The 21,153-nt window shown below is 60.7% G+C and carries 22 protein-coding genes and 1 tRNA gene; 11 read left to right on the plus strand and 12 right to left on the minus strand.

Going from position 1 to position 21,153, the window contains the following annotated elements; translation table 11 throughout:
- The first annotated feature begins 50 nt into the window (after nucleotides 1-50).
- On the plus strand, nucleotides 51-359 hold the full coding sequence (locus tag FP2506_RS10760; protein ID WP_007067507.1) for a hypothetical protein: 309 nt from the start codon (nucleotides 51-53) through the stop codon (nucleotides 357-359).
- 60 nt (nucleotides 360-419) lie between these two features.
- Here FP2506_RS10760 and FP2506_RS10765 read toward each other — a convergent pair whose 3' ends face one another.
- Nucleotides 420-1,376 carry a DMT family transporter gene (locus FP2506_RS10765; protein ID WP_050765069.1) on the minus strand — a complete coding sequence of 319 codons (957 nt, stop codon included), beginning with the start codon at nucleotides 1,374-1,376 and terminating at the stop codon, nucleotides 420-422.
- Between the two features lie 130 nt (nucleotides 1,377-1,506).
- On the opposite strand from FP2506_RS10765, the gene FP2506_RS10770 reads away from it, so the two are divergent.
- Nucleotides 1,507-1,965 (plus strand): YaiI/YqxD family protein, encoded by a 459-nt coding sequence (locus FP2506_RS10770; RefSeq protein ID WP_007067509.1) that lies wholly within the window; start codon nucleotides 1,507-1,509, stop codon nucleotides 1,963-1,965.
- A gap of 281 nt (nucleotides 1,966-2,246) precedes the next feature.
- Here FP2506_RS10770 and FP2506_RS10775 read toward each other — a convergent pair whose 3' ends face one another.
- Nucleotides 2,247-3,128: an N-formylglutamate amidohydrolase gene (locus FP2506_RS10775; RefSeq protein WP_040489767.1), complete on the minus strand. Its 882-nt coding sequence runs from the start codon at nucleotides 3,126-3,128 to the stop codon at nucleotides 2,247-2,249.
- Nucleotides 3,129-3,369: 241 nt separating this feature from the next.
- On the opposite strand from FP2506_RS10775, the gene cpdR reads away from it, so the two are divergent.
- Nucleotides 3,370-3,735, plus strand: a complete 366-nt coding sequence (gene cpdR, locus FP2506_RS10780) for a cell cycle two-component system response regulator CpdR (RefSeq protein ID WP_007067511.1) — start codon at nucleotides 3,370-3,372, stop codon at nucleotides 3,733-3,735.
- Nucleotides 3,736-3,846: 111 nt separating this feature from the next.
- A tRNA-Val gene (locus FP2506_RS10785) sits at nucleotides 3,847-3,921 on the plus strand.
- 1,065 nt (nucleotides 3,922-4,986) lie between these two features.
- On the opposite strand, the gene FP2506_RS10795 is transcribed toward FP2506_RS10785, so the two are convergent.
- The 6 genes from FP2506_RS10795 to FP2506_RS10820 form a co-directional block, all read right to left on the minus strand.
- Entirely contained in the window at nucleotides 4,987-6,054 is a 1,068-nt protein-coding gene (locus FP2506_RS10795) for an ABC transporter ATP-binding protein (RefSeq protein WP_007067512.1), read from the minus strand.
- Between the two features lie 14 nt (nucleotides 6,055-6,068).
- A complete protein-coding gene (locus FP2506_RS10800) occupies nucleotides 6,069-7,118 on the minus strand; it encodes an NAD(P)-dependent alcohol dehydrogenase (protein ID WP_007067513.1) in 1,050 nt (349 codons plus the stop codon).
- 3 nt (nucleotides 7,119-7,121) lie between these two features.
- Nucleotides 7,122-7,391, minus strand: coding sequence for a DUF2160 family membrane protein (locus FP2506_RS10805; protein ID WP_007067514.1), 270 nt, complete (start codon nucleotides 7,389-7,391; stop codon nucleotides 7,122-7,124).
- A 4-nt stretch (nucleotides 7,392-7,395) separates the two neighbouring features.
- Nucleotides 7,396-8,232 carry a carbohydrate ABC transporter permease gene (locus FP2506_RS10810; protein WP_007067515.1) on the minus strand — a complete coding sequence of 279 codons (837 nt, stop codon included), beginning with the start codon at nucleotides 8,230-8,232 and terminating at the stop codon, nucleotides 7,396-7,398.
- 5 nt (nucleotides 8,233-8,237) lie between these two features.
- Nucleotides 8,238-9,113, minus strand: coding sequence for a carbohydrate ABC transporter permease (locus FP2506_RS10815; protein ID WP_007067516.1), 876 nt, complete (start codon nucleotides 9,111-9,113; stop codon nucleotides 8,238-8,240).
- A gap of 157 nt (nucleotides 9,114-9,270) precedes the next feature.
- A complete protein-coding gene (locus FP2506_RS10820; RefSeq protein WP_425277089.1) occupies nucleotides 9,271-10,674 on the minus strand; it encodes an extracellular solute-binding protein in 1,404 nt (467 codons plus the stop codon).
- Nucleotides 10,675-10,906: 232 nt separating this feature from the next.
- On the opposite strand from FP2506_RS10820, the gene FP2506_RS10825 reads away from it, so the two are divergent.
- The 7 genes from FP2506_RS10825 to FP2506_RS10855 all read left to right on the plus strand — a co-directional run bounded on the left by FP2506_RS10825 (nucleotide 10,907) and on the right by FP2506_RS10855 (nucleotide 17,493).
- Nucleotides 10,907-11,905: a sugar-binding transcriptional regulator gene (locus tag FP2506_RS10825; protein ID WP_007067518.1), complete on the plus strand. Its 999-nt coding sequence runs from the start codon at nucleotides 10,907-10,909 to the stop codon at nucleotides 11,903-11,905.
- Nucleotides 11,906-11,961: 56 nt separating this feature from the next.
- A complete protein-coding gene (locus tag FP2506_RS10830; RefSeq protein WP_040489769.1) occupies nucleotides 11,962-12,846 on the plus strand; it encodes a sugar phosphate isomerase/epimerase family protein in 885 nt (294 codons plus the stop codon).
- Between the two features lie 11 nt (nucleotides 12,847-12,857).
- Nucleotides 12,858-13,838, plus strand: a complete 981-nt coding sequence (locus tag FP2506_RS10835; protein ID WP_040489095.1) for a tagatose kinase — start codon at nucleotides 12,858-12,860, stop codon at nucleotides 13,836-13,838.
- Nucleotides 13,835-15,127: a D-tagatose-bisphosphate aldolase, class II, non-catalytic subunit gene (locus FP2506_RS10840; RefSeq protein WP_007067521.1), complete on the plus strand. Its 1,293-nt coding sequence runs from the start codon at nucleotides 13,835-13,837 to the stop codon at nucleotides 15,125-15,127. Before FP2506_RS10835 ends, FP2506_RS10840 begins: the two co-directional genes overlap by 4 nt.
- Before the next feature lie 14 nt (nucleotides 15,128-15,141).
- Entirely contained in the window at nucleotides 15,142-15,906 is a 765-nt protein-coding gene (locus FP2506_RS10845) for an SDR family NAD(P)-dependent oxidoreductase (protein WP_007067522.1), read from the plus strand.
- Between the two features lie 95 nt (nucleotides 15,907-16,001).
- The gene (locus FP2506_RS10850; RefSeq protein WP_007067523.1) at nucleotides 16,002-16,730 is read left to right on the plus strand and encodes an SDR family oxidoreductase; all 729 of its coding nucleotides are present in this window, start codon (nucleotides 16,002-16,004) and stop codon (nucleotides 16,728-16,730) included.
- Between the two features lie 31 nt (nucleotides 16,731-16,761).
- Nucleotides 16,762-17,493, plus strand: coding sequence for an SDR family oxidoreductase (locus FP2506_RS10855; protein WP_007067524.1), 732 nt, complete (start codon nucleotides 16,762-16,764; stop codon nucleotides 17,491-17,493).
- A 97-nt stretch (nucleotides 17,494-17,590) separates the two neighbouring features.
- On the opposite strand, the gene FP2506_RS10860 is transcribed toward FP2506_RS10855, so the two are convergent.
- The 4 genes from FP2506_RS10860 to FP2506_RS10875 all read right to left on the minus strand — a co-directional run.
- The gene (locus tag FP2506_RS10860; protein WP_007067525.1) at nucleotides 17,591-18,694 is read right to left on the minus strand and encodes an autoinducer 2 ABC transporter substrate-binding protein; all 1,104 of its coding nucleotides are present in this window, start codon (nucleotides 18,692-18,694) and stop codon (nucleotides 17,591-17,593) included.
- 50 nt (nucleotides 18,695-18,744) lie between these two features.
- Entirely contained in the window at nucleotides 18,745-19,695 is a 951-nt protein-coding gene (locus FP2506_RS10865) for an ABC transporter permease (protein WP_007067526.1), read from the minus strand.
- Between the two features lie 5 nt (nucleotides 19,696-19,700).
- On the minus strand, nucleotides 19,701-20,651 hold the full coding sequence (locus FP2506_RS10870; RefSeq protein WP_007067527.1) for an ABC transporter permease: 951 nt from the start codon (nucleotides 20,649-20,651) through the stop codon (nucleotides 19,701-19,703).
- Nucleotides 20,648-21,153: ATP-binding cassette domain-containing protein (locus tag FP2506_RS10875; RefSeq protein ID WP_148227682.1), on the minus strand; the 506-nt coding region annotated here is incomplete at its 5' end. The genes FP2506_RS10875 and FP2506_RS10870, both read right to left, overlap by 4 nt.

The following is a 21,153-nucleotide window of genomic DNA, read 5'->3' on the forward strand; positions in this document are numbered from 1 at the left end:
TTGCCGCTGTTTACGGCCTACGGTTAATAGGTTCCAACAGGAGACAAGTCATGATTTCGTTCCGCCATCTCATGCTCGCTAGTGTCATTCCGCTTAGCCTCGGATTGGCAGGCTGCGGCGAGTCCGAAGAGGCAAGCGAAGACGCCGCGACCGAGACGACCGAAACCGATGCATCCGCAACAGGTGAAGACGCTGGCGCAGCGACCGAGGGGGGCGACAGCGCGGCTGGCGGGTCTGGCGATACGAACATGGCGACGGATGTCGGCAGCGGCGACGGTGCTACGAGCGGGGAAGGTTCGTCCAACTCGCCTGAGGAAGGCGCCGCAGAATCGAGCGACCCCGAACAGACCAGTCAATAATTCGTCCAACAGGATCAACGACGTCGATATGGCGGTGCGGACTCGTTCCGCGCCGCCGTTTTACTGCGTGCGTGCCACCACCATCCTCGCGAACCGCTTGGCACTGCGCCGCTCCAACAGGTAGACCACGAGACCGGCACCGACCACGACCGCCATCCCGATCCATTTGAGACCGTCCGGCCAGTCGCCGAAGAAGACGTATCCGGCGAAGATCGCAAAGACGAGTTCGGCATAGCTGAACGGCGCGAGAGCGGCGGCCGGAGCTCGCGAATAGGCCTCGACGATGAGGAGGTGGGCGATCGTTCCCACCGCGCCGATGCCCAGGATGAGCCAAAGCGCGGCCGTCTCCTCCGGCCAGGACCAGGCGAGGATCTCCACGTCAAGCGGTAGGGCGGCGATCATGATCGCAGCGACTGTCACGCTTCCCCCGATACCGGCGTAGAGCATCATCGCCAGCGGTTCGTCGCCGCGCGAGGCAAAGCGGCTCAAAATGATATAGAGCGAGACGAGAAACGCCGTCGCCAGCGGGAGAAGCGAGAGCGGCCCGAAGACCGCGTAGCTCGGCCGGATAATGATCAGAGCGCCGCAAAATCCGATCATGATCGCGAGAACCCGCCTCCAGCCAATCGTCTCCCTCAGGATCGGCACCGCGAGCAAGACCTGCAGCATCGGCGCGATCATGAAGACCGCGACCGCGTCGGCAAGCGGCATGAAGCCGAGGGCGGCGAAGAACAGGATGCCGGCGCCCCCGAGCAGAGCACCACGAAAGAGGTTCAGCCCCGGCTGCGACACGCGGAACATCCCTGCGCCCCCTCTCATCGCCATGAACGGGATCATCCAGAGCGACTGCTGGAGCAGGCGCAGAAGCGCCACCTCACCCGCCGAAACACCATAGCTGTTGATCAGGATCTTGCCGCCCGCATCGAGAAGCGGAAAGACGGCGGTCGCGGCGACGAGGATCGCGATCCCGCGAAGGGTCTCGGCGGATGGATTGGCAGAATCGGCGGGAGACTTCATGGCGCTCTCTCGGCGGCGGAGACAGGCATTCCATGCCACCCGGCGCCGCCGAACGCCATGCGCGCCGCAATTCCATTTCGTGATAGGACGTTCGGAAAAACGATCGACAACTAGACGGACCCAAATCGCCATGCCGCTTCAATCTCTCAAGGTCCTGATCGACGCCGACGCCTGCCCCATGAAGGAGGAGGCGATCGAGATCGCCGGGCGCTACGGTGCCGAGGCGATCCTCGTCTCGAACGGCGGCATGCGTCCCTCGCGCTTTCCCGAGGCCCGGATCGTCACTGTCGCGGCAGGGCCGGATGCGGCGGACGACTGGATAGTCGACGCCTCCGACCAGAACAGCCTGATCATCACAACAGACATCCCCCTGGCGGCACGCGTTCTAGAAAAAGGCGCATCCGCTCTGCGCCCGAACGGCCATCCTTTTACGAGAGAGTCGATCGGCGAGGCTCTCGCTATGCGAAGCTTGGCCGAACATCTGCGAGAGACCGGTGTCTCGAAGGGATACAACGCCGCCTTCGCCGCCACCGACCGATCTCGGTTCCAGAACGCGATGGACGCCCTTCTGAGACGGCTTTCGCGTTGACAAGAGTGTAGCAAAGTGGATTGGCCGGCTGTTTCTTATGGCCACGGCTTCAACAACGCGATCTTTGCCGTTGCGGAAGAACAAATTTACCACAGTCGCCCTGCTAACGATTATTGTTGATTGACAGAATGCGCCAAGAGGCATACCCTTTTGGTACAGTCTTACAGCTGTCGCCTCACGGGGCGTTTCCTCCCTAGACTTTGACCGCGTTGGTTTTCCGTCGCGGTTTCTTTTTGCCTTCTATCCGCAAGCTGGCTGGAATACGATGCTGCGGTTTCCTGCTATTCGGCAGCAATAGAGCTGGGATAGGTCTCACGAACCTTCTCCGAGATGCGCGAAAACACCTCCTTCAGATCGTCCTCTACCTTCGAGAAACTGGTGCTCCGGCTGAAATCAGCCTCGTCAGCGTAGAGGGCTCTTGAAATTTCGACCTGCAGGGCATGTTCGCCGATCGCCGGTTTGCCGTAGCGTTCGGTGATGTAGCCACCGGCATAGGGCTTGTTTCGGGCTACATCGTAGCCCGCGCGCGCGAAACCGGACGTTACGAAGGAAACGAGCCGCGCTGCTGCGCTCGTGCCATAGCGGTCGCCTATGACAATCTCCGAGCGCCGCCCCCCGGGCATTGGCCTGACATTTGAAGGCATGGAATGACAGTCGATGAGGATCGCCATACCGAAAAGCGACTTCGTCTCGCTAATTAGCTGCACGACGGCGTCGTGAAAGCTTCGATGATAAGTCTCGATGCGCTCCAGTCCATCGCTCACCGTCATCCGGCTACGATAGATCTCGGTGTTCTCCGCAACTATCTTTGGAATAGTCCCAAGGCCGCCAGCAACCCTGATCGAGCGGGTGTTTACGTAATCCGGCAATTCACCCTCGAACATTGCAGGATCGAGCTCGAACGGCTCACGATTGACATCGAGAAAGGATCGCGGAAACCGCGCTGCGATGAGCGGTGCGCCAAGGTCTTCCACGAAGCGGTAGAGTTCGTCGACGAAAAGGTCTTCCGACCGCCTGATCAAATTCATTGGCAGGCGGGAGTTCTCGAGAAAAGCCACGGGGTAGTCACGACCGCTATGTGGCGAACAGAAGACAAGTGGCGTTCGCAACGTGTTCGGTCTGCGGATCACAAATGCGGAGGTCTCGCCCTCGTGGGTCGTGATGGTGGGAATGCGATTCAACGAGACCTCTTGCACACAGGTTCAATCTCTCCGGTAGTCGCGAAAACGGACGCGGCCGCGATCTCGTCTTGCAACCGCCCTTGGACCTTGCGCGAAAATAGCCTTTTAACTTTAGAGGTCCAATCTCTTTAGGTTTTATGTCAGCGTTCTGTTATATACGCTGCTCAAGGATAAGGCACGTGCGTGCACCCCGTGCCGGAGTTCGGTAACCTGGAATGAAGTAATGACGAAGATCCTTTTGGCGGAAGACGACAACGATATGCGCCGTTTCCTGGCCAAGGCTCTGGAACGCGCCGGCTACAATGTGGTGTCCTTCGACAACGGCGGCAGTGCGTACGAGCGCCTGCGTGAAGAACCTTTCTCCCTTCTTCTCACCGACATCGTCATGCCCGAGATGGACGGTATAGAACTCGCACGCCGGGCGACTGAACTCGATCCAGACCTGAAGGTCATGTTCATTACCGGGTTCGCAGCCGTTGCTCTCAATCCGGATTCGAAAGCACCGAAGGATGCCAAGATCCTTTCAAAGCCGTTCCATCTGCGCGAACTCGTCGACGAAGTCGGCCGAATGTTGGAAGATGCAGCCTGAGCGGGTAAGGCCCGGCATCGAACGACTTTCTCAGGTGCCCGTCGCCTTCAAATTTCCCGGCATATACTATTGACCGGGATCAAGGCCTATGGTCTATCGCCAGCGTCGGATGGGCGTGTAGCTCAGCGGGAGAGCACTTCGTTGACATCGAAGGGGTCACAGGTTCAATCCCTGTCACGCCCACCATCTGACTTTGCGTTTACTGCGATTTCCTATTCGACCAGTCATGTCTCAGTTCTTCCACTGAGTAGCCGTTTCTCTGGCGGAAACTGGCGTTAGCGCTTTGCGATCAGGTGCTGTACCGCCAATTTTGCCGCCTTGTCTCTGACGGACCCTTTGCACTTTCCCGTAAACGCTTGAGGCGATGCTCGTTCGCGCCCGACGGTCCTTGAGTCGTCCCTCACCCACGTTGAACGGAAGTAGCGGTAGGATTGCCGCGTTCAATTCAGCAGCGGGCGCGCGCACCAAGCCTAGTGCGAGACAGTGATCGAACAGCTGGACGATTTCCCCTGCCGCCTCCGGTTCTACGACGAACTCGCGATCTTCGGCTCGGTAGTCGAAGGGCCCGTGCCGTCCATCCACATGCCTTTGGACTTCAAGCGAGTTGAAGGCCTGGTCAAGTCCGTTCTCAGGCGATTTGCGCGTACAGACCGCGCAACGCAACCGCGCCCGACAGACTGGAGCCTGACCATTATCTGGCCTCATGGTTTTCGACCCAGAGAAAGCTTGCCGACTGTTCACCCGCATGGTCATAGGCCAATGTACTGTGGCCACGACCAGTGGGCGCAGGTGATCGTTCGGGCGACGGCGGACCATGAACGGCAGGTCGTCCCATCATAAAGATAGCCGCAGGCCGTAACGTACCTGCTTGGGCTTGACCATTCCAGTACCGGAGCAGATGGACGCCCTGCGAAAGCGACCGTCGCCGGTACTCGTTCGGCATCGATAGCTTCGCCGTGCCGGCGTCCATCGCGCCTTCGAATCGTGGGTTCGTCCAACTTTCCTTCCTAATGCGCGCGGGAAAGGCCGCGCTTGGCATCTTCGGACAGGCCACCCAGGCGCCTAGCTGATGGATGCCGGCGTGCCGAGATGGCGAGAAGGCCGGTGCGAAATCTTCGGTGCGGCAGGCGGCCATTGACTGCCCGCCGCCGGCTTCGCGCCCTGACGACGAAAATGATGCCACTGGCAGGACTTACTCATATCTCGACTACGCCGAAATTTTTGTATGGCCCAGCCAAGTGATACTCGGAATCAGATCCGCTGTTGGGTTTCGGTATCGAAGAGATGCACGTTAGCGGGATCGATCTGGAATCCTATCTCCTCGCCCGGCTTGGCTCGGACGCGCTCCTTGACGATCGCATCGATGAGGTCCTTGCCAGCGCGAGCGAACACCTGGGTCTCCGAACCCGTAGGTTCGACCACGACCACTTTCACCAGAACACCGGTATTGCTGGCACCGATGTCGATGTGCTCCGGCCGGATGCCGTAAGTCACCTTTTGGCCGTCGCTCGCCATGGTTTGCGGCAGGGGCAGTTTCAGGCCTTCGTGCGAAGTAAACTGCTTCATGCCGTTGGTAACCGAGACCTGGCCCTTCACGAAGTTCATGGAGGGCGATCCGATGAAGCCGGCCACGAAGACGTTTTGCGGATTATCATAGAGATCGAGCGGCGCCCCGATCTGCTCGACGCGGCCGTCGCGCATGACGACGATCTTGTCGGCCATGGTCATGGCTTCGATCTGGTCATGCGTGACGTAGACAATTGTCGTCTTTAAACGTTGGTGCAACTCCTTGATTTCGACACGCATGGTGACGCGCAGCTTCGCGTCAAGGTTGGAAAGCGGCTCGTCGAAAAGGAAGACCTGCGGATCACGCACGATCGCACGGCCCATTGCGACGCGCTGGCGCTGGCCACCGGAGAGCGCCTTCGGGTAGCGGTCGAGATACTTGGCAAGGTCAAGTATTTCTGCGGCCTTGCCAACCTTCTCCTCGATCTCCGCCTTCGGACGCTTCGCGACCTTCAGCGGAAAGCCCATATTCTCCGCAACCGTCTTGTGCGGATAAAGAGCGTAGGATTGGAACACCATCGCGATGTCGCGTTCCTTCGGCAAGGCATCATTCACTACCTTGCCGCCGATCGATATCGTGCCTTCGCTGATCTTTTCGAGACCGGCCAGCATGCGCAGAAGCGTCGACTTTCCGCAGCCGGACGGACCGACGAGAACGACGAACTCCCCGTCCTCGATATCGACGCTGACCCCGTGCATCACCTGCACGGCGCCGTAACGCTTGACCACATTGTCGATTTGAACGCCTGCCAATGTCTTCAAGCCCCTTATTGCGGTAGTTCTATTTGCATCTTCACATCGGCCGGCGGCGCAGCTGCCGCGGTCTCGAAGGCGTGGACACTCTCTTCGAAGGAAAATTTGCGGGTGATCAGCGGTTTGACGTCGATCGCACCCGAGGCGAGCATCGCGACGCAGCGCGGAAAGACGTGAGCGTAGCGGAAGATGTTCTCGACCCGAGCCTCGCGGATCATCGCTGCGCCCGCATCGTAGGAGATCGGGTCGGGCTGTCCGCCGATCATGACGACGCAGCCGCCCGGTGCGAGCGGCTCGAACACCTGCGCCGCTGCCTTCGGCGAACCGGTCGCCTCGAAGACGATATCGCAGCCCCAGCCGTCCGTATCGGCCCTCACACGCTGGGCGATGCTCTCCTTGCGGGCATCGACGCCGGTGATCGCCGGACTGAGGCTCTCGGCGATCTGAAGCTTCTTCTCGGCCAGATCCGAGACGTAGACCCGTGCGCAGCCGGCCGCCAGCGCTGCCAGCGCGGTGACGAGACCGATCGGACCTGCCCCCATGATAACCGCGATGTCGCCGGGCTTCACCCGCGCTTTGGTCGCCGCATGGACGCCAACGGCGAGCGGCTCGACCATGGCGGCTTCGTCGAAGCGGACATTCTCTGGAAGCTTGAAGGTGAAGGCTTCCGGATGGACGCAGGTCGGCCGCAGAATGCCGTGGACCGGCGGCGTCGCCCAGAAGCGCACAGCCGGATCGACATTGTACATGCCGAGCCGCGTCGCCTTCGAATTCGGATCGGGAATGCCCGGCTCCATGCAGACCCGGTCGCCGACCGAAAGCGTTGTCACTTCGGAGCCGACTTCCATCACCGTGCCGGAGGCCTCGTGGCCAAGGATCATCGGCGCCTCGACGACGAAGGGACCAATCCGGCCATGGGTGTAGTAATGGACGTCCGAACCGCAGATGCCGACCGTATGAAGCTTGATGCGGACATCACGTGGCCCGAGCACCTCCTCCTCTCTCTCGATCGGAAAATCGCGGAGTGAGAGCTCGTCTTTGCGTTCGAGGACAAGGGACTTCATCGATCAGCCCTTCCAGATAATGGTGATCGCTATTGCGATGGAAATTGCATTGGAGATCATCAACGGGAGTCCCGCCGGTTCGAGAAAGCGGAGCCAGACAAGCGAGAGAGCGACCCAAATCACCACCGAGATGAATAGCCTGTCGAACCAGTTCGTCTCGATCGGCAAGAAACCTGGCTGGCGTCTTGCGTCTTTCGAAGACTGCCGGCTCTCCTCCTCGAATTCTTCCAGATTGACCGGCGTCTGGATATCTTTCGGATCGGTGTACGTCATCGGCTTATCCTTTCACCGCGCCGAAGGTGAGGCCCGCCACGATGTGCTTCTGGACCATCGAGAATATGATCAGCGCCGGGATGAGCGTGAAGACCGAGATCGTAGCCATGATGCCCCATTCGGTGCCGGTGGTCGTGACATATTCCGAAAGGCCTGTGGTCAGCGTACGTGCGTTGAAATTAGTAAGCGTCGCGGCGAGCAGATACTCGTTCCACGCGAATACCCAAGTCAGGATAAGCGTTACCGCCAGGCCTGGCCGGGCCAGTGGGAAGATGATCTCGCTGATCACCGTCCAGGCGCTCGCGCCGTCGACGAACGCCGCCTCGTCGAGCTCCTTCGGTATGCCGTCCACCGTCGGGCGGAGGGTCCAGATTGCGAAGGGCAGGTTGAAAGTGCAGTAGACGAGGATCATGCCGATCTTGGAATCGAGCAGGGTGAAATCACCGAACTTGTAGACCTGGGTCATGAGCAGGAACAGCGGCAGCAGGAACACCGCCGGCGGCGCCATCCGGTTGGTAATTGTCCAGAAGAAGATCGATTCCTTGCCACCGAGATCGAAGCGGGTAAGCGCATAGCAGGCGAGGAAGCCGAGGGACGTCACCAGAACGGCGTTCCCGGTCGAGATGATGAGCGAATTCATCATGTAGCCGCGCAGAGTCGAGTCGTTGAAGACGTCGACGTAGTTTTGCCAGTAGACCGAATCGAGGATGATACTGGGCGTCGAGAAGAGCTCGACCGCCGGCTTCACCGAGATGACGAACAACCAGTAGATTGGGAAGAGCGTCAGAAAGCTGATCGCGATCCAGAAAAGAAGATAGAGCCAAGTCCTCTGCTTTTGCATGATGATCAGCCCTTCTTGTTACGCGGCGCGATGAGGGAGACGTAGAGAAGCCAGCAGGCGACGATCGTCAGATAAAGAACAATGATCGAGATCGCCGACCCGTATCCGTAATTTGTGCGCGGAAAGACTTCCTTGAAAATATGAACGCCGAGATAGCGAGTCGCCGAGCCGGGCCCGCCGCCCGTGAGCATGAGAACCTCGTCGACGGTTCTGAGCGCATCCATCAGGCGGATGAAGACGGTGGCGAGCACCGCCGGCATGATCATCGGTAGGGTGATGTGCCAGAAGATCTGCCGCTTGTTCGCGCCATCGATCTGCGCCTGTTCGAACGGATCGGACGGCAACGAGACGAGGGCGGCGATGAGGGTCAACGTGACCAGGGGCGTCCAATGCCAAATGTCCATGATCACGGTGACTGTGAATGCCGCAACAGCGCTCGTGCCGATATTAAGGTCAAAACCGAACCAGGAATCGAGCAGGGATGGAATGATGCCAATCGAGGGCGTCGTCATCAGCTTCCAGATCGAACCGACGATGATCGGCGCCATGATGAGCGGCAGGGTGTGGATCGTGCGGAATATCGCCTTCCCAGGAAAATCCTTCATGAAGGCCTGCGCCAGAGCGTAGCCGATGATGAGTTCGCTCACCACAGCGAAGAAGACGAAGGCGAGCGTCACCCCAAGCGAAGCCAGAAAGCCGGCATCGAACACAAGGGCACGAAAATTATCGGCCCCGTTGAAGACGATATCGGGATTGGCGGCAAACGGGTTCCACTGGTGAAACGACAGCCAGAGCACATAGAAGAACGGCACGACGCCGAAGAAGAAGAGGATCACGAGCGTCGGCGCCAGCAGTAACCAGCCCAGTCTATTGGAATGCATCGATGGCACCTTCCGCGTCGATCCGAAGGCCAAAAAGGCCTAAAGCTTGCGAGGGTTGGGTGGAGTGAGGCGGTCTCGCCCGCGAGACGAAACCCCGCACATGGACACTCAAGAATGCGGGCCGCCCGAATAGGGGGCGACCCACATGAGAGGACACTTACTGTCGATATCCGAGGGCGGTGAGTTCCTCCTCGGTTTTCTGCGCCATCTGATCGAGGCCTTCGTCCGGACCGATCTCGCCGGTCAGAATGCTGTAAAAGATAGGCGCGGTCGCCTCACGCAGCTGGGCGTGGAATGGGTACGGAGGGGCGCCCTTGAAGAGCTTTCCGTCGTCACGCAGCATCGTGTAGTAGCCGCCGAGTTCATCGTCCAGTTCCTTCACCTTCGCTGCGTCGTAGGTCGAGGTCAGCGTGATGCGCGGCGCCGCGACGGCCCATTCTTCCTGAACTTCTGGGAGCGCCATGAACTGAAGGAAGAGCAGCGAGGCGTCTTTGTTCTTCGACGTGACGGGCAGGCCAAATGCGCCACCGTCATAATAACCGATATAGCCCTCGCCGCTCTCGGCCGCCTGCATCACGCCCTCTTCCATCGGCGGAAGCGCTACGCCGACATTTCCAACGACCTTCGACTTCGACTCGTCGGATGCAATCCAGGCGGCATTCTCACCATAGACGAGACCCTGCGCTGCGCGGCCGGCAGCGAAAGTCGTGGCAACCTCCGTCCATGTCGATTGCACAGACTCCGGCGGCGCGATATCGCGCATGGAGAGCCACCACTTCATGGCAGCCTTGGCTTCATCTGAATTCATCGTACCGCCGCTCTCGACGGTTGCGGCATAGTTGTTATCCGCATCGATGCCCCAGTTGTAGACTCCGTAGGTCGGAGCTACGGACTCGAAGTATTCGTACCAGGAGGCTGGATGACCGGTATGGGCTTGGGCGGTCGTCCCCCACAGGTCCATGTCGTTTTCCGTACCGTATTCTGTGAAGAACTGCGCGATCTCGGCGTAATCTTCATGGTTCGTCGCCGGTTTCAGGTCTTTGCCGGTCTTTTCCTTGAAGGCGGCTTGGATGTCCGCATCTTCGAAAAGGTCAGTCCGGTAGAGATATATTTTGATGAACGCTTCCATCGGGACGCCAAAGAGGTTCCCGCCCTCGCCACGGAAGTTGTCGGCGAAGCTCGTAAAGTTGTCCTCAGAATAGGTCGGAGCCTTGAGATCGCCCTTCTCGTTCAGAGCCGCGGTGATATCGACGAGGAAGTTGCGCGCGAGATAGGCGTAGATGATGTCCTGCTCGATATAGATCATGTCATAGATGCCGGTTCCGGCTTCCATGTCCTTGATGGCCTTATCGTACATTTGGTCCCATGAGGTCGTCTCAACCTGCACGGAAATGCCGGTCAGTTCCTCAAATTTCGGCGCGAGTACATCGGCCACGAAATTCGATGGCGGCGTCGATTCCGTCACACCCTGAAGTGTCACGCCTTCGAACTGCTGACCGGCCTGCTGCCACCATTCCGGATTGTCGATCTGCAGATCCTGCGCAAAGGCTGAGCCGGTCATCAGCGACAAAATGATCGCGGATGCACCGAGTTTGTGCATGAGTTTCATCGATTTCCTCCCGTTGGATTCCCGGCCAAATGGCGATGGTGCTCTCGCCTGTCGCCGTGGCACTACCGGCTAATCATGCAAATGTATCGAGCAGAATGCAAGCGATTTTTTACAGATGTATCTGTTGCCTTCCATTTGTAAATCATGGCAGGATCGTCGCAGTGGTGAGGGAGGTCCGGCACAAATGGTACGGGAGGCAAGCGATGAGACGGAAGCGTTCGCCGCCGACGTTTGCTGGCACTACTACGTCAACGGGATGACTCAGGCGGACATCGCCAAACATCTTGACACAACGCGGCTTCGCGTGAACCAGGCAATCCAGAAGGCGAAATCGCTCGGTATCGTGAAGGTGCAGATCGACTCGCCATTTTCTGCCCGCATCGAGCTTCAGGAGGCCTTGCGCAGAGAGCTCGGTATAAAGCGGGTGCAGATCGGCCCAGCGCGGCGTGACAAATACAACTATCATACGGCCGTAGGCGCAGCGCTTGCCGCCTTCCTCTCCGACAAGATCCGGTCGAGAGCCTGGAAATCGATCGGCGTCTCCTGGGGCATGACGCTGGAAGCCGCCATCCAGAGGCTGCTGCCCCAGACCCTGCCCGATCTCGAGATCGTCTCGATGCTGGGCGGCACAATGCAGGGCGCTTCTTTCAATTCCTTCAGCATCGCCTCCGGCTTCGCGGCCCGCTTCGGCGCAAGCTACTCGCTTCTCGCCGCGCCCATCTTCCTCTCGGAAGGCGTCGATCGCGATCTATTCTTGTCACAGCAGATCTTCGCCGATCATTTCGCGAAATTTGAGACGCTGGACGCTGCGATCCTCACGGCATCGGACGTCTCGCCGCGCTCTTTCCTCGTCGCCAACGGCATGCAGAAATCGCTGGCCGAGGATCTGATGGAGGCCGGGGCGATTGGTGACGTTCTAGGACGCTTCCTCGACGCCGAAGGCCGGTCAATCGGCCATCCAATTGACGAGCGCACGATTGGCGTCGACCTTTCGGTCGTCGAGCGCATACCGGAAAAAATACTCGCCGCCGCCGGTTCCCATAAGATCGAGATTATCCGAGCCGCCTCCCGGCGCGGACTGGTCGATACGCTGGTGACCGACGATGTGACAGCCGAACTCCTCATCGAAGCAGCGACGACCTCTCGCTCTACCAAGCTCGCCGAGGCCTCGGCCAGCACCTAGCCGCGCGCATTCGAAATCGCGTGCCCATGCGAAATCGCATTCAGAAAGGACCGTCCATGAGACGTCTCGGCATTCATTCATTCGTCTGGACAGACGGCCAAACCCAGGAGGGTCTCGAACGGGCGCTCGACAAATCCGCCGAGCACGGATACCGGATGATCGAATTTGCTTATCTCCGTCCCGAGAAATTCGATCTCGACCGGCTCGGAAAGAAGGCGAAGGACCTCGACATCGACGTCGTCGTGACGATGGGCCTGCCGCGCGAGGCCGACGTTTCCAGCGAGGACAAGGCGGTCGTCGCGAAGGGACGCGATATACTCGCCAATGCCGTCAAGGCCGTGCGCGACATCGGCGGTATCCGGCTCGGCGGCATTCTCTTTTCCATGCACGGCAAATACGAGCGGATGCCGACCCGCACCGGCTGGATGAACAGCGCCGAAGCGATTGCGGCCACTGCGGAACTCGCAAAGGAGAACGGCGTCGAGATCGTCCTCGAAATCGTCAACCGCTTCGAGTCGAACCTTCTCAACACGACAGCTCAAGGGCTCAAGTTCATCGAGGACACTGGCCGCGACGACGTCTTCCTCCACCTCGACTCATTTCACATGAACATCGAGGAAGCCGATCCGGCGGCGGCCATCCGGCTCGCCGGCGACAGGATGACCTATTACCATATCGGCGAGAATTATCGCGGTTTCCTCGGCACCGGAACGATCGACTTCGACGCGATCTTCCGAGCGCTCGCGGACATCGGCTACGACCGGGACATCGTCTTCGAGAGCTTTTCGAGCGCCGTCGTAGACGAAGCTCTGTCACTCGCCTGCGGCATCTGGCGCGACACCTGGAGCGACAACGATCCGCTTGCCGCCCACGCCAAACGCTTCATCGAAATGAAGTGGGAAGAAGCGCAGCGCCAGCACGCCATCAACCGGGCGGCCTGAGGCGCAAGACGATGATGGCGACGCTCAGCCCGGACAGTCTCGGCCCGACGATTTGCGTCGGGGAGATCCTCGTCGAGATCATGGCGACGACGATCGGCGACGGCTTCCGCGAGCCGATCGATCTTATCGGTCCATTCCCTAGCGGCGCGCCGGCCATCTTCATTAGCCAGTGCGCGCGCATCGGCGGAATGGCGGCGATGATCGGCGCAGTGGGCGAGGATGATTTCGGCCGGATCAACACCGAGCGCCTCGCGGACGACGGCGCTGACATTTCAGCGATCGCCGTCGATCTGGACTACCCAACGGGCAGTGCCTTCGTGCGCTACCGGTCCGATGGCTCTCGCGACTTCGTCTACAATATCGCCACTTCCGCCGCCGCCCGCTTCGGCTGGATCGGGAATGTAGAGGCGTTGGTGAGCCGCGCCGGTCATTTGCACGTGATGGGTTCGGGGCTTTCGATGCAGAGTGCGGTCGACGTGATCGAGCGTGCACTTCCCATCATCAGAGAGCGCGGCGGCAGTCTCTCGGTCGATCCGAACCTGCGCAAGGAAATTACCTACGATGCGGACACTAAGAAGCGCTTTCGAAATCTGATTGCGACAGCCGATCTGCTTCTGCCATCGGGCGAGGAGCTGGAGCTTGCCGCCGGTATCGAGGGAGAGGACGCTGCCATCGAACGGCTCTTCGAGATGGGCGTGAAGGAGATCGCGCTGAAGCGTGGGTCGGCTGGCGCCACAGTCTTCCGTCCGGGTGCGGAGCCGGTTTCGGCCGCGGCCTTCGAGGTCGAAGAAATCGATCCGACCGGCGCGGGAGACTGCTTCGGCGGTGCCTATGTCGCCTCTCGGCGGCTCGGGCTCAGCGTCGAAGAAGCGCTGACCTATGCGAATGCCGCCGGAGCCCGGAACGTAACGCGCCGTGGGCCCATGGAAGGAGCGGGCACGCGCGAAGAGCTGGACAGGTTCATCGCCGAAACGCCGAGGCTGGGCGGATGATCGCGGTTCTCGACAGCCTCGCCGCGTCTCGACGTTCCGGAACACTGCGCGGCATAACCTCCGTCTGCTCGGCTCATCCGGTCGTGCTTCGAGCGGCGCTGCGTCATGCAAGGCAGCGGAGCGGCAACGTGCTGATCGAGGCGACCTGCAACCAGGTCAATCATCGCGGTGGCTATACCGGCATGACACCGGCAGACTTCTCTGCGTTGGTGATGCGCATCGCCGCGGACGAGGGCTATCCGGCGGACCGCATCATTCTCGGGGGTGATCATCTCGGGCCGAACCCCTGGCGCCACCAGCCGGCCCAAACCGCTATGGCCGAGGCCGAGCGGATGATGTCGGCCTATGCCGAGGCCGGTTTCGCAAAGCTCCATCTCGACTGCTCCATGGGCTGCGAAGGTGAGCCCGTCGCGCTCGACGATGAGACGACCGCCCGCCGCGCGGCAAGGCTTGCCAAGGTCGCGGACGAGACCGCGCAAGTCACCGGCAGAGACCTGCCCCGCTTCGTTTTCGGCACCGAAGTACCGCCGCCCGGCGGCGCCGACCACGCTCTCGACGGCGTGACACCAACCTCGCCTGCGGCCGCCCGCGAGACGATCGCAGTGCATCGCGTGGTGTTCCGGGAGATGGGGATCGAACGGGCATTCGACCGTGCCATCGCCGTGGTGGTCCAGCCCGGCGTCGAGTTCGGCAACCGGAACGTCGTCACCTACAATCCGGCCAAGGCGGCCAGTCTGACCCGTGTTCTGGACGACGAGCCTGACCTCGTCTTCGAAGCTCATTCGACGGATTACCAAGGCCTTGGTCCCTTGAGCGCATTGGTGCGCGACGGCTTCCCGATCCTAAAGGTCGGGCCCGAACTCACCTTCGTCCTGCGCGAGGCGCTCTATGCGCTCGACCTCATCGCCTCGGATCTCGTTCCGGACTATGGCGAGCGGCCGCTGATGCAGGCGATGGAAGCAGCGATGCGCGCCGAACCTGTGAATTGGCAGCGTCACTATCACGGAAGTGAGGCAGAGACGTTCGTCCTGCGGCATTATTCGCTGTCGGACCGCATCCGTTATTATTGGCCTGTGCGCGAAGCAGAGGCCGCCGTCGAACGACTCATGAAAGCGCTCTGTGGTGTACGCATCCCGCTCCCGCTTCTATGGCAACATCTGCCCGGTGCGGCACATTTCGCCGATTGCCCATTCGATCTGCAAGACGCGCTTATCTGGCGCGTGATGCAAAGCCTCGATGCCTATCAGGCAGCCGTAGAGCCCGGCGAAAGCCGAACTGACACCCAATAGTCGGAGGAAACAGCATGTCACTCGAACAATTCCGGATCGACGACAAGGTCGCCCTGATCACCGGCGGCAATCGCGGCATCGGCTTCGCGATCGCCAATCTCTTCGCCGAGGCCGGCGCGAAGTTGATGTTAACGAGCCGCAGCCGCACGCCGCAGCTCGATGAACTGCTTGCGTCGAACCCCGAACGCTGTGCCTGGGTCGAGGCGGACCTGACGGACCCAGCCGCGCCCGACGCGATTGTGAAGGCGACGACCGACAAGTTCGGCAGGCTGGACATTCTCGTCAACAATGCCGGCGTCGCAGCCAACGGCGACTTCCACGAATTCGACGACGACCAGCTCGCCTACATCATGGACACCAACCTGATCGCGCCCTTCCGCGTGGCGCGCTCGGCGATCAAGCCGATGCTCGATCAAGGCGGCGGAACCATCGTCAATATCGGCTCGATCTCGGCCGATGTCGCCAACGACCCCCAGAAGCAAGTCGCGTACAATTCCTCCAAGGCAGCCGTCCACCAGATGACCAAGGTGATGGCCTTCGAATACGGGGGACGGAACATCCGTGTGAACGCGCTCGCGCCGGGCTATGTCGTCTCAGATATGACCGCCGGCGGCATCGCGAACGCCGAATGGAACAAGATCTGGACCGAGAACACACCCATGGGCCGCTTCGCCCAGCCGGAGGAAATGGCGACCTGCGCGCTGTTCCTCGCCTCGCCCGCCTCAAGCTACGTGACCGGATCGATCCTGACCGCCGACGGTGGCTACACAACTCACTGACGAAGGCCGAAGGCGTACCCGCGGGCGGATCGCGAAGTCCGGTCCGTCCGCTACCTACAGCCGTTCGACCGCATCCCTCAATCTGGAGAACACTCATGGCTGAAAAGCTGGCTGGCAAGATCGCCGCGGTCACCGGTGCGGCGTCGGGCATCGGCCTCGCGACGACCGAAGCCCTTCTCGAGGCAGGCGCAATCGTCGTGATGGTTGATCGCGACGAGAAGGCTTTGTCCCAAATCACGGGCCGGCTCGGCGACAAGGCGATCGCCCAAGTGACCGACCTCCTCGACATCGACAGCTGCGCGCGAATGGTGCCGGAAATCCTGGAGAAGGTGGATCATATCGACATTCTCCACTGCAATGCCGGCACCTATATCGGCGGTGACCTGATCGAGACGGACACCGCGACGATCGACCGGATGCTCAATCTCAACATCAACGTCGTGATGAAGAACGTGCGCGATGTCATACCTCACATGATCGAGCGCGGCACGGGCGACATCGTCGTCACGGCCTCCGTCGCCGGCCACATGCCGATCCAGTGGGAGCCTGTCTATTCGGGATCGAAATGGGCGATAACCTGCTTCGTCCAGACCATGCGTCGCCAACTTAACAAACATGGTATTCGCGTCGGACAGGTCTCGCCCGGCCCTGTCATCTCGGCGCTTCTCGCCGACTGGCCGCCGGAGCGCCTGCAAGCAGCCAAGGACTCCGGCAGCCTGATCGAGCCGACCGAGGTTTCCGACGCGATCATCTTCATGCTCACGCGCTCACGCAACGTGACCATCCGCGACATGATCGTGCTGCCGACCAACTTCGACATCTGACGGCGGAGCCGCGACAAAGGGAGGAGACACCATGACCGATCTCAGCGGTCTGACCGCACTCATCACCGGCGCGGCCGGCGGCATTGGGACTGCGATGGCGGAAGCCTTCGCGAAGGCCGGAGCGCGGCTTGTGCTGGTGGATGTTGAGGACACGGCCGAGCTTGCGGCGAAGTACGGTGGCGACAACCGGCACGCGACCATCGATCTTCAGGACCCGGGTGCAATAGCATCCGGTGTCGAAGCAATCGGCAAGGACAGCGGCATCGATATCCTCGTCAACAATGCCGGACTCGGCATGGTCTTCCCAGCCGAGAAGACGGATATCGACGCCTGGGACCGAACCATGCGCATCAATCTGCGCGCGCCTTGGCTTATGGCCGCCGCCGCTCTGCCCTTTCTGAAGGCCTCGGGGCGCGGGCGGATCGTCAATCTCTCCTCGCAGGCCGGCGTCATCGCCATCGAGGAGCACGCCGCATATGGCGCAAGCAAGGCGGGGCTGATCAATCTCACCCAGGTGATGGCAATCGAATGGGCGCAATACGGGATCACCGCGAACGCCATAGCGCCGACCGTCGTTGAGACGCCGATGGCGCTCGTCGGTTGGTCAGGCGAAAAAGGTGACAAGGCGCGGCGCGAGATCCCGGTCGGGCGTTTCGCGAAACCGGCCGAAATCGCTGCCGCCGCGGTCTATCTCGCCTCGGCAGAAGCCGGCATCATCAATGGTGCCACGCTACGCGCGGATGGAGGTTACACGGTGCGCTAAGCCCGGCCCCTCCGGCACGCGAATTTTTCACTGCAACAACCCCGCCCGTCGATTGACCGGGCGAGGTTTTCTGTAAGTGGCTATCCGTTGACGTCAATCAGAAATCGAAGTCGTTGATGTCCTCCTTAGTGAACACCTTTGGTGCTCCGAGCAGCACTTGGCTCTGATTGACGACTTGGAGTTCACCGAGACGTCCAGCATTCACCGTCGTTGCGCCTGGCTCGAGCGTACCATCGGCAACCTGCCGCATCACCTGAGCGGCGGCATATCCGAGATCGACGGTGTTCCAGAGGATCGTAGACTTGATGCAGTCGCCGTTGATGTAAGGCTTCATAGCGTTCGGCAGAGCAAGTCCGACGACTGAGACCTTGCCGCAGAGACCGTTCTGCTGGACTGCCTCCGATGCCGCGGGGGTTGCGACGCTGGTCATACCGAGAATGCCGTTCAGCTCGTCGCCATATTTGTTGATGAGGGTCTGAGCCTGATTGAAGGACAGAATATTGTCCTCCTGGGCTTCTACCGTCTCGAGGAAAGTGAGGTTCGGATAGCACTTCTCGGTATAGGCCTGCATCTCGGAGATCCACCGCGCCTGGTTCGGCGTTGTGAAAGTGGAGGTGACGATGGCGAAGCTGCCCTCCTCGCCAATTTCCGAAGCGAGCTGGTCCATCATCGATTTCGCAACGCCATTTGGCAGCGCCTGGTTCACGAACCACTGGCGGGCGTCGGCCTCGGCGTCAGCATCATAGCCGACGACGTTGATGCCGGCATCGAGCGCCCTCTTAAGAACCGGCGCGATCGCCACCGGATCGTTCGCGGCGAAGAGAATACCGTCGACACCGCTCGTGATGTAGTTGTCGACGAAGGTGATCTGCTCGTCGATATTGGCGCGCGTCGGGCCGTCGGTGTTGATCGTGATATTACCGAGTTCCTCGACCGCTTGCTGCATGCCGGACGCGGTGCTCGCGAAGTAGCCGACCCCGACGAGCTTGGGAATGTCGACGACAGTGATCTCCTGACCGTTGCGGTCCGGCGCATCGGTAGGTGTGCCGCCATTGTATTCGCCTGGCTCGGGTGCCGGGGACTCACCCTCGCAGGCGAGCGGACTGGTCGGCTGGTCGTCGCCACCGGTCCAGGCCGACTGGGCGGAAACCGGGGTCGACAGCAGGCTTGCGCCCAGAAGGGCCGTGATCAGTTTCTTCATCTGTTTCTCCTCCGTGTGTCAGGTGCCGAGTCGGCACCCCTTCCCCAACCTCAGTCGTTCGAGAAACGGCCGAGAATATTGCTGATCAGAACCGCCACTATCAGGATCGCGCCGATGACGACGGTAGTGCCGTCGCCGCGCACTCCCGCGAGAGAAAGGCCGTTCTGAAGAATTTGCATGAGGCAAAGGCCAATCAGCGTTCCGATGACCATGCCGCGCCCGCCGAAGATCGAGGTGCCGCCGAGTACAACGGCGGTGATCACCTCGAGCTCGATCCCGTTGCCCATGTCCGAGCGCGTGGTGGAGACGCGCGAGACGAAGACGATCGCGGCAAGCGCCGAGATAAAGCCGGACGCCGTATAGATGAGAAGCTTTGTGCGCTCGACCGGAAGCCCCGAAAACTCCGCTGCCGCCTCGTTATTGCCGATGGCGTAAGTCGTCCTCCCGAACGTGGTGAAGCGCAGGATGAAGATGCCAGCGATCGCCACCAGCGCGAAGAGCCAGAGCTGGGTCGGAATGCCAAGGATCTGTCCTTGCCCGAGCTGGGCGAACCATTCCGGATAGCCGCGCACCGAGCGCGCCTGGCTGATACCCTCGGCTAGCCCTCGATAGAGAGCGAGGGTCGCGAGGGTCGCGATCAGTGGCGGCACGCGGAAACGCGTGATGATGATGCCGTTTGCAAGACCCGCTGCCGTCCCAGCCACGAGCGAGAGCCCGACAGCAGCCGGCAGTGGCAGTCCGGCATTCTGCCAAAAGACGCCGACCAGAATGGCGCACAGCCCCATGATCGAGCCGACGGAGAGATCGATCCCGCCGGTGACGATGACGAACGTCATTGGGATCGCGATCAACCCGACCTCGGTCATCAGGCGCGCCTGATTGAGGAGGTTTGCGGTCGTCAGGAACCGGTCCGATTGGGCCGCCATCAGGAAGAGCGCGATGACGAAGAGGATGGCGAGGATCGTTTCGTGACGGATGAGAATGCGGGTCATGACAGCCATACTCTTCAGCCCGTCCGCCGGCGCCGGGCCATATCGGCCAAGACGGTCGCAAGAATGAGGACGCCCTGAACGGCGCGCAGCCAGTAGGCCGAAACGTTGAGAAAGATGAGCGAGGAGCCGATCGCGGCGAAGAGGATCGCGGCCAGCGTCGATCCGACTACGGTTCCGACACCGCCTAGTATTGAGACACCGCCGACGACGGAGGCGGTGATGATGACGAGTTCCAGCCCCACCGGCGTCGTCGATTGGATCACCTGAAGCTGCGTGGCGAAAAGGACGGCAGCGACACCTGCAATCGCTCCATGGATGGCAAAGACCTTCACCACCGTCGAGGCATGGCCAATGCCGCTCGCGCGTGCCGCTTCCGGATTACTCCCGACCGCATAGACCGAGCGCCCGAAGGCCGTGTAGCGCATCAGAAGCGCGGCAATGATCGTCATGCCGACCATGAACCAGATCGGCGAAGGAACGCCGAGCAGCCGGAACTGTGCGAGCTGATAGGCACCCGGCAAGCCGCTGATCCATTGGCCGCCGGTGAAGGTGATGAGGCCGCCCGAGAGGATCGAGAGCATCGCTAACGTCGCGATGATCGAAGGCACCCGCGCATAAGCGATGAGGCAGCCGACCAGCGTGTTGATCGCAGCTCCGATGAGCAGAGGTGCAAGCCAAGCGAACCAGACCGGATAGCCATTGGTGACGAGAAGGCCCGAGATCACGGCGAGAACGCCAATCAACGCGCCGATTGAGACATCGATATTGCCGGAAATGATCACCAGTGACATGCCGATAGCGGCCACTGCAATGTATGCGTTGCCGACGAAGATGCTCGTGAGATTATTCTCCGAAACGAAGCGCGGATTGATCCAGCCAACGACCGCAAAGAGCGCGAGGATAACCACGACCAAGAGAATCTCCTGGCCGATCGAGCTCACCCCATGGAACGATCGCGCCTTCATCGACCGGCCTCAGCCAACTCGATTTCGCGGCGGGACCGCATCATCGCGGCGCCAACGCTGTCAGGGGTTGCATCCTTACGGTCGATGACGGCCGAAAGCCGCCCTTCCTTCATCACGAGGATGCGGTCGCTCATGCCGAGCACCTCGGGCAGTTCGCTGGATATCATCAGGATGGCGATCCCCTTGCGGGCAAGCTCGCCCATCAGCCGGTGGATTTCGGTCTTTGCGCCGATGTCGATGCCGCGCGTCGGCTCGTCTAGGATCAGCACCTTCGGGTCCGTGGCGAGCCATTTTGCCAGCACGACCTTCTGCTGATTGCCGCCGGACAGCTGGCCGACCCGCTGTCGGGCATCGCGCGCCCGGATCGCGAACCGATCGATCGCCTGGGCTGCCATGCGCTGCTCGCGGCCGGTATCGACGACGGAGAATTTTGTCAGACGGTCGAGGATCGCCATGGTCACATTCTCGCGCAACGGCTGCGGGCGCACGAGGCCGTGCAGGC

The organism is Fulvimarina pelagi HTCC2506, from assembly GCF_000153705.1.
GTDB lineage: Bacteria > Pseudomonadota > Alphaproteobacteria > Rhizobiales > Rhizobiaceae > Fulvimarina > Fulvimarina pelagi.

What these genes read in the sequence shown, in the direction of transcription:
- FP2506_RS10760 (WP_007067507.1), top strand. Translation starts at nt 51, where the DNA reads ATGATTTCGTTCCGCCATCTCATGCTCGCTAGTGTCATTCCGCTTAGC.
- FP2506_RS10765 (WP_050765069.1), bottom strand. Translation starts at nt 1,376, where the DNA reads ATGAAGTCTCCCGCCGATTCTGCCAATCCATCCGCCGAGACCCTTCGC.
- FP2506_RS10770 (WP_007067509.1), top strand. Translation starts at nt 1,507, where the DNA reads ATGCCGCTTCAATCTCTCAAGGTCCTGATCGACGCCGACGCCTGCCCC.
- cpdR (WP_007067511.1), top strand. Translation starts at nt 3,370, where the DNA reads ATGACGAAGATCCTTTTGGCGGAAGACGACAACGATATGCGCCGTTTC.
- FP2506_RS10800 (WP_007067513.1), bottom strand. Translation starts at nt 7,118, where the DNA reads ATGAAGTCCCTTGTCCTCGAACGCAAAGACGAGCTCTCACTCCGCGAT.
- FP2506_RS10805 (WP_007067514.1), bottom strand. Translation starts at nt 7,391, where the DNA reads ATGACGTACACCGATCCGAAAGATATCCAGACGCCGGTCAATCTGGAA.
- FP2506_RS10810 (WP_007067515.1), bottom strand. Translation starts at nt 8,232, where the DNA reads ATGCAAAAGCAGAGGACTTGGCTCTATCTTCTTTTCTGGATCGCGATC.
- FP2506_RS10815 (WP_007067516.1), bottom strand. Translation starts at nt 9,113, where the DNA reads ATGCATTCCAATAGACTGGGCTGGTTACTGCTGGCGCCGACGCTCGTG.
- FP2506_RS10820 (WP_425277089.1), bottom strand. Translation starts at nt 10,674, where the DNA reads ATGACCGGCTCAGCCTTTGCGCAGGATCTGCAGATCGACAATCCGGAA.
- FP2506_RS10825 (WP_007067518.1), top strand. Translation starts at nt 10,907, where the DNA reads ATGGTACGGGAGGCAAGCGATGAGACGGAAGCGTTCGCCGCCGACGTT.
- FP2506_RS10830 (WP_040489769.1), top strand. Translation starts at nt 11,962, where the DNA reads ATGAGACGTCTCGGCATTCATTCATTCGTCTGGACAGACGGCCAAACC.
- FP2506_RS10835 (WP_040489095.1), top strand. Translation starts at nt 12,858, where the DNA reads ATGATGGCGACGCTCAGCCCGGACAGTCTCGGCCCGACGATTTGCGTC.
- FP2506_RS10840 (WP_007067521.1), top strand. Translation starts at nt 13,835, where the DNA reads ATGATCGCGGTTCTCGACAGCCTCGCCGCGTCTCGACGTTCCGGAACA.
- FP2506_RS10845 (WP_007067522.1), top strand. Translation starts at nt 15,142, where the DNA reads ATGTCACTCGAACAATTCCGGATCGACGACAAGGTCGCCCTGATCACC.
- FP2506_RS10850 (WP_007067523.1), top strand. Translation starts at nt 16,002, where the DNA reads ATGGCTGAAAAGCTGGCTGGCAAGATCGCCGCGGTCACCGGTGCGGCG.
- FP2506_RS10855 (WP_007067524.1), top strand. Translation starts at nt 16,762, where the DNA reads ATGACCGATCTCAGCGGTCTGACCGCACTCATCACCGGCGCGGCCGGC.
- FP2506_RS10860 (WP_007067525.1), bottom strand. Translation starts at nt 18,694, where the DNA reads ATGAAGAAACTGATCACGGCCCTTCTGGGCGCAAGCCTGCTGTCGACC.
- FP2506_RS10865 (WP_007067526.1), bottom strand. Translation starts at nt 19,695, where the DNA reads ATGGCTGTCATGACCCGCATTCTCATCCGTCACGAAACGATCCTCGCC.
- FP2506_RS10870 (WP_007067527.1), bottom strand. Translation starts at nt 20,651, where the DNA reads ATGAAGGCGCGATCGTTCCATGGGGTGAGCTCGATCGGCCAGGAGATT.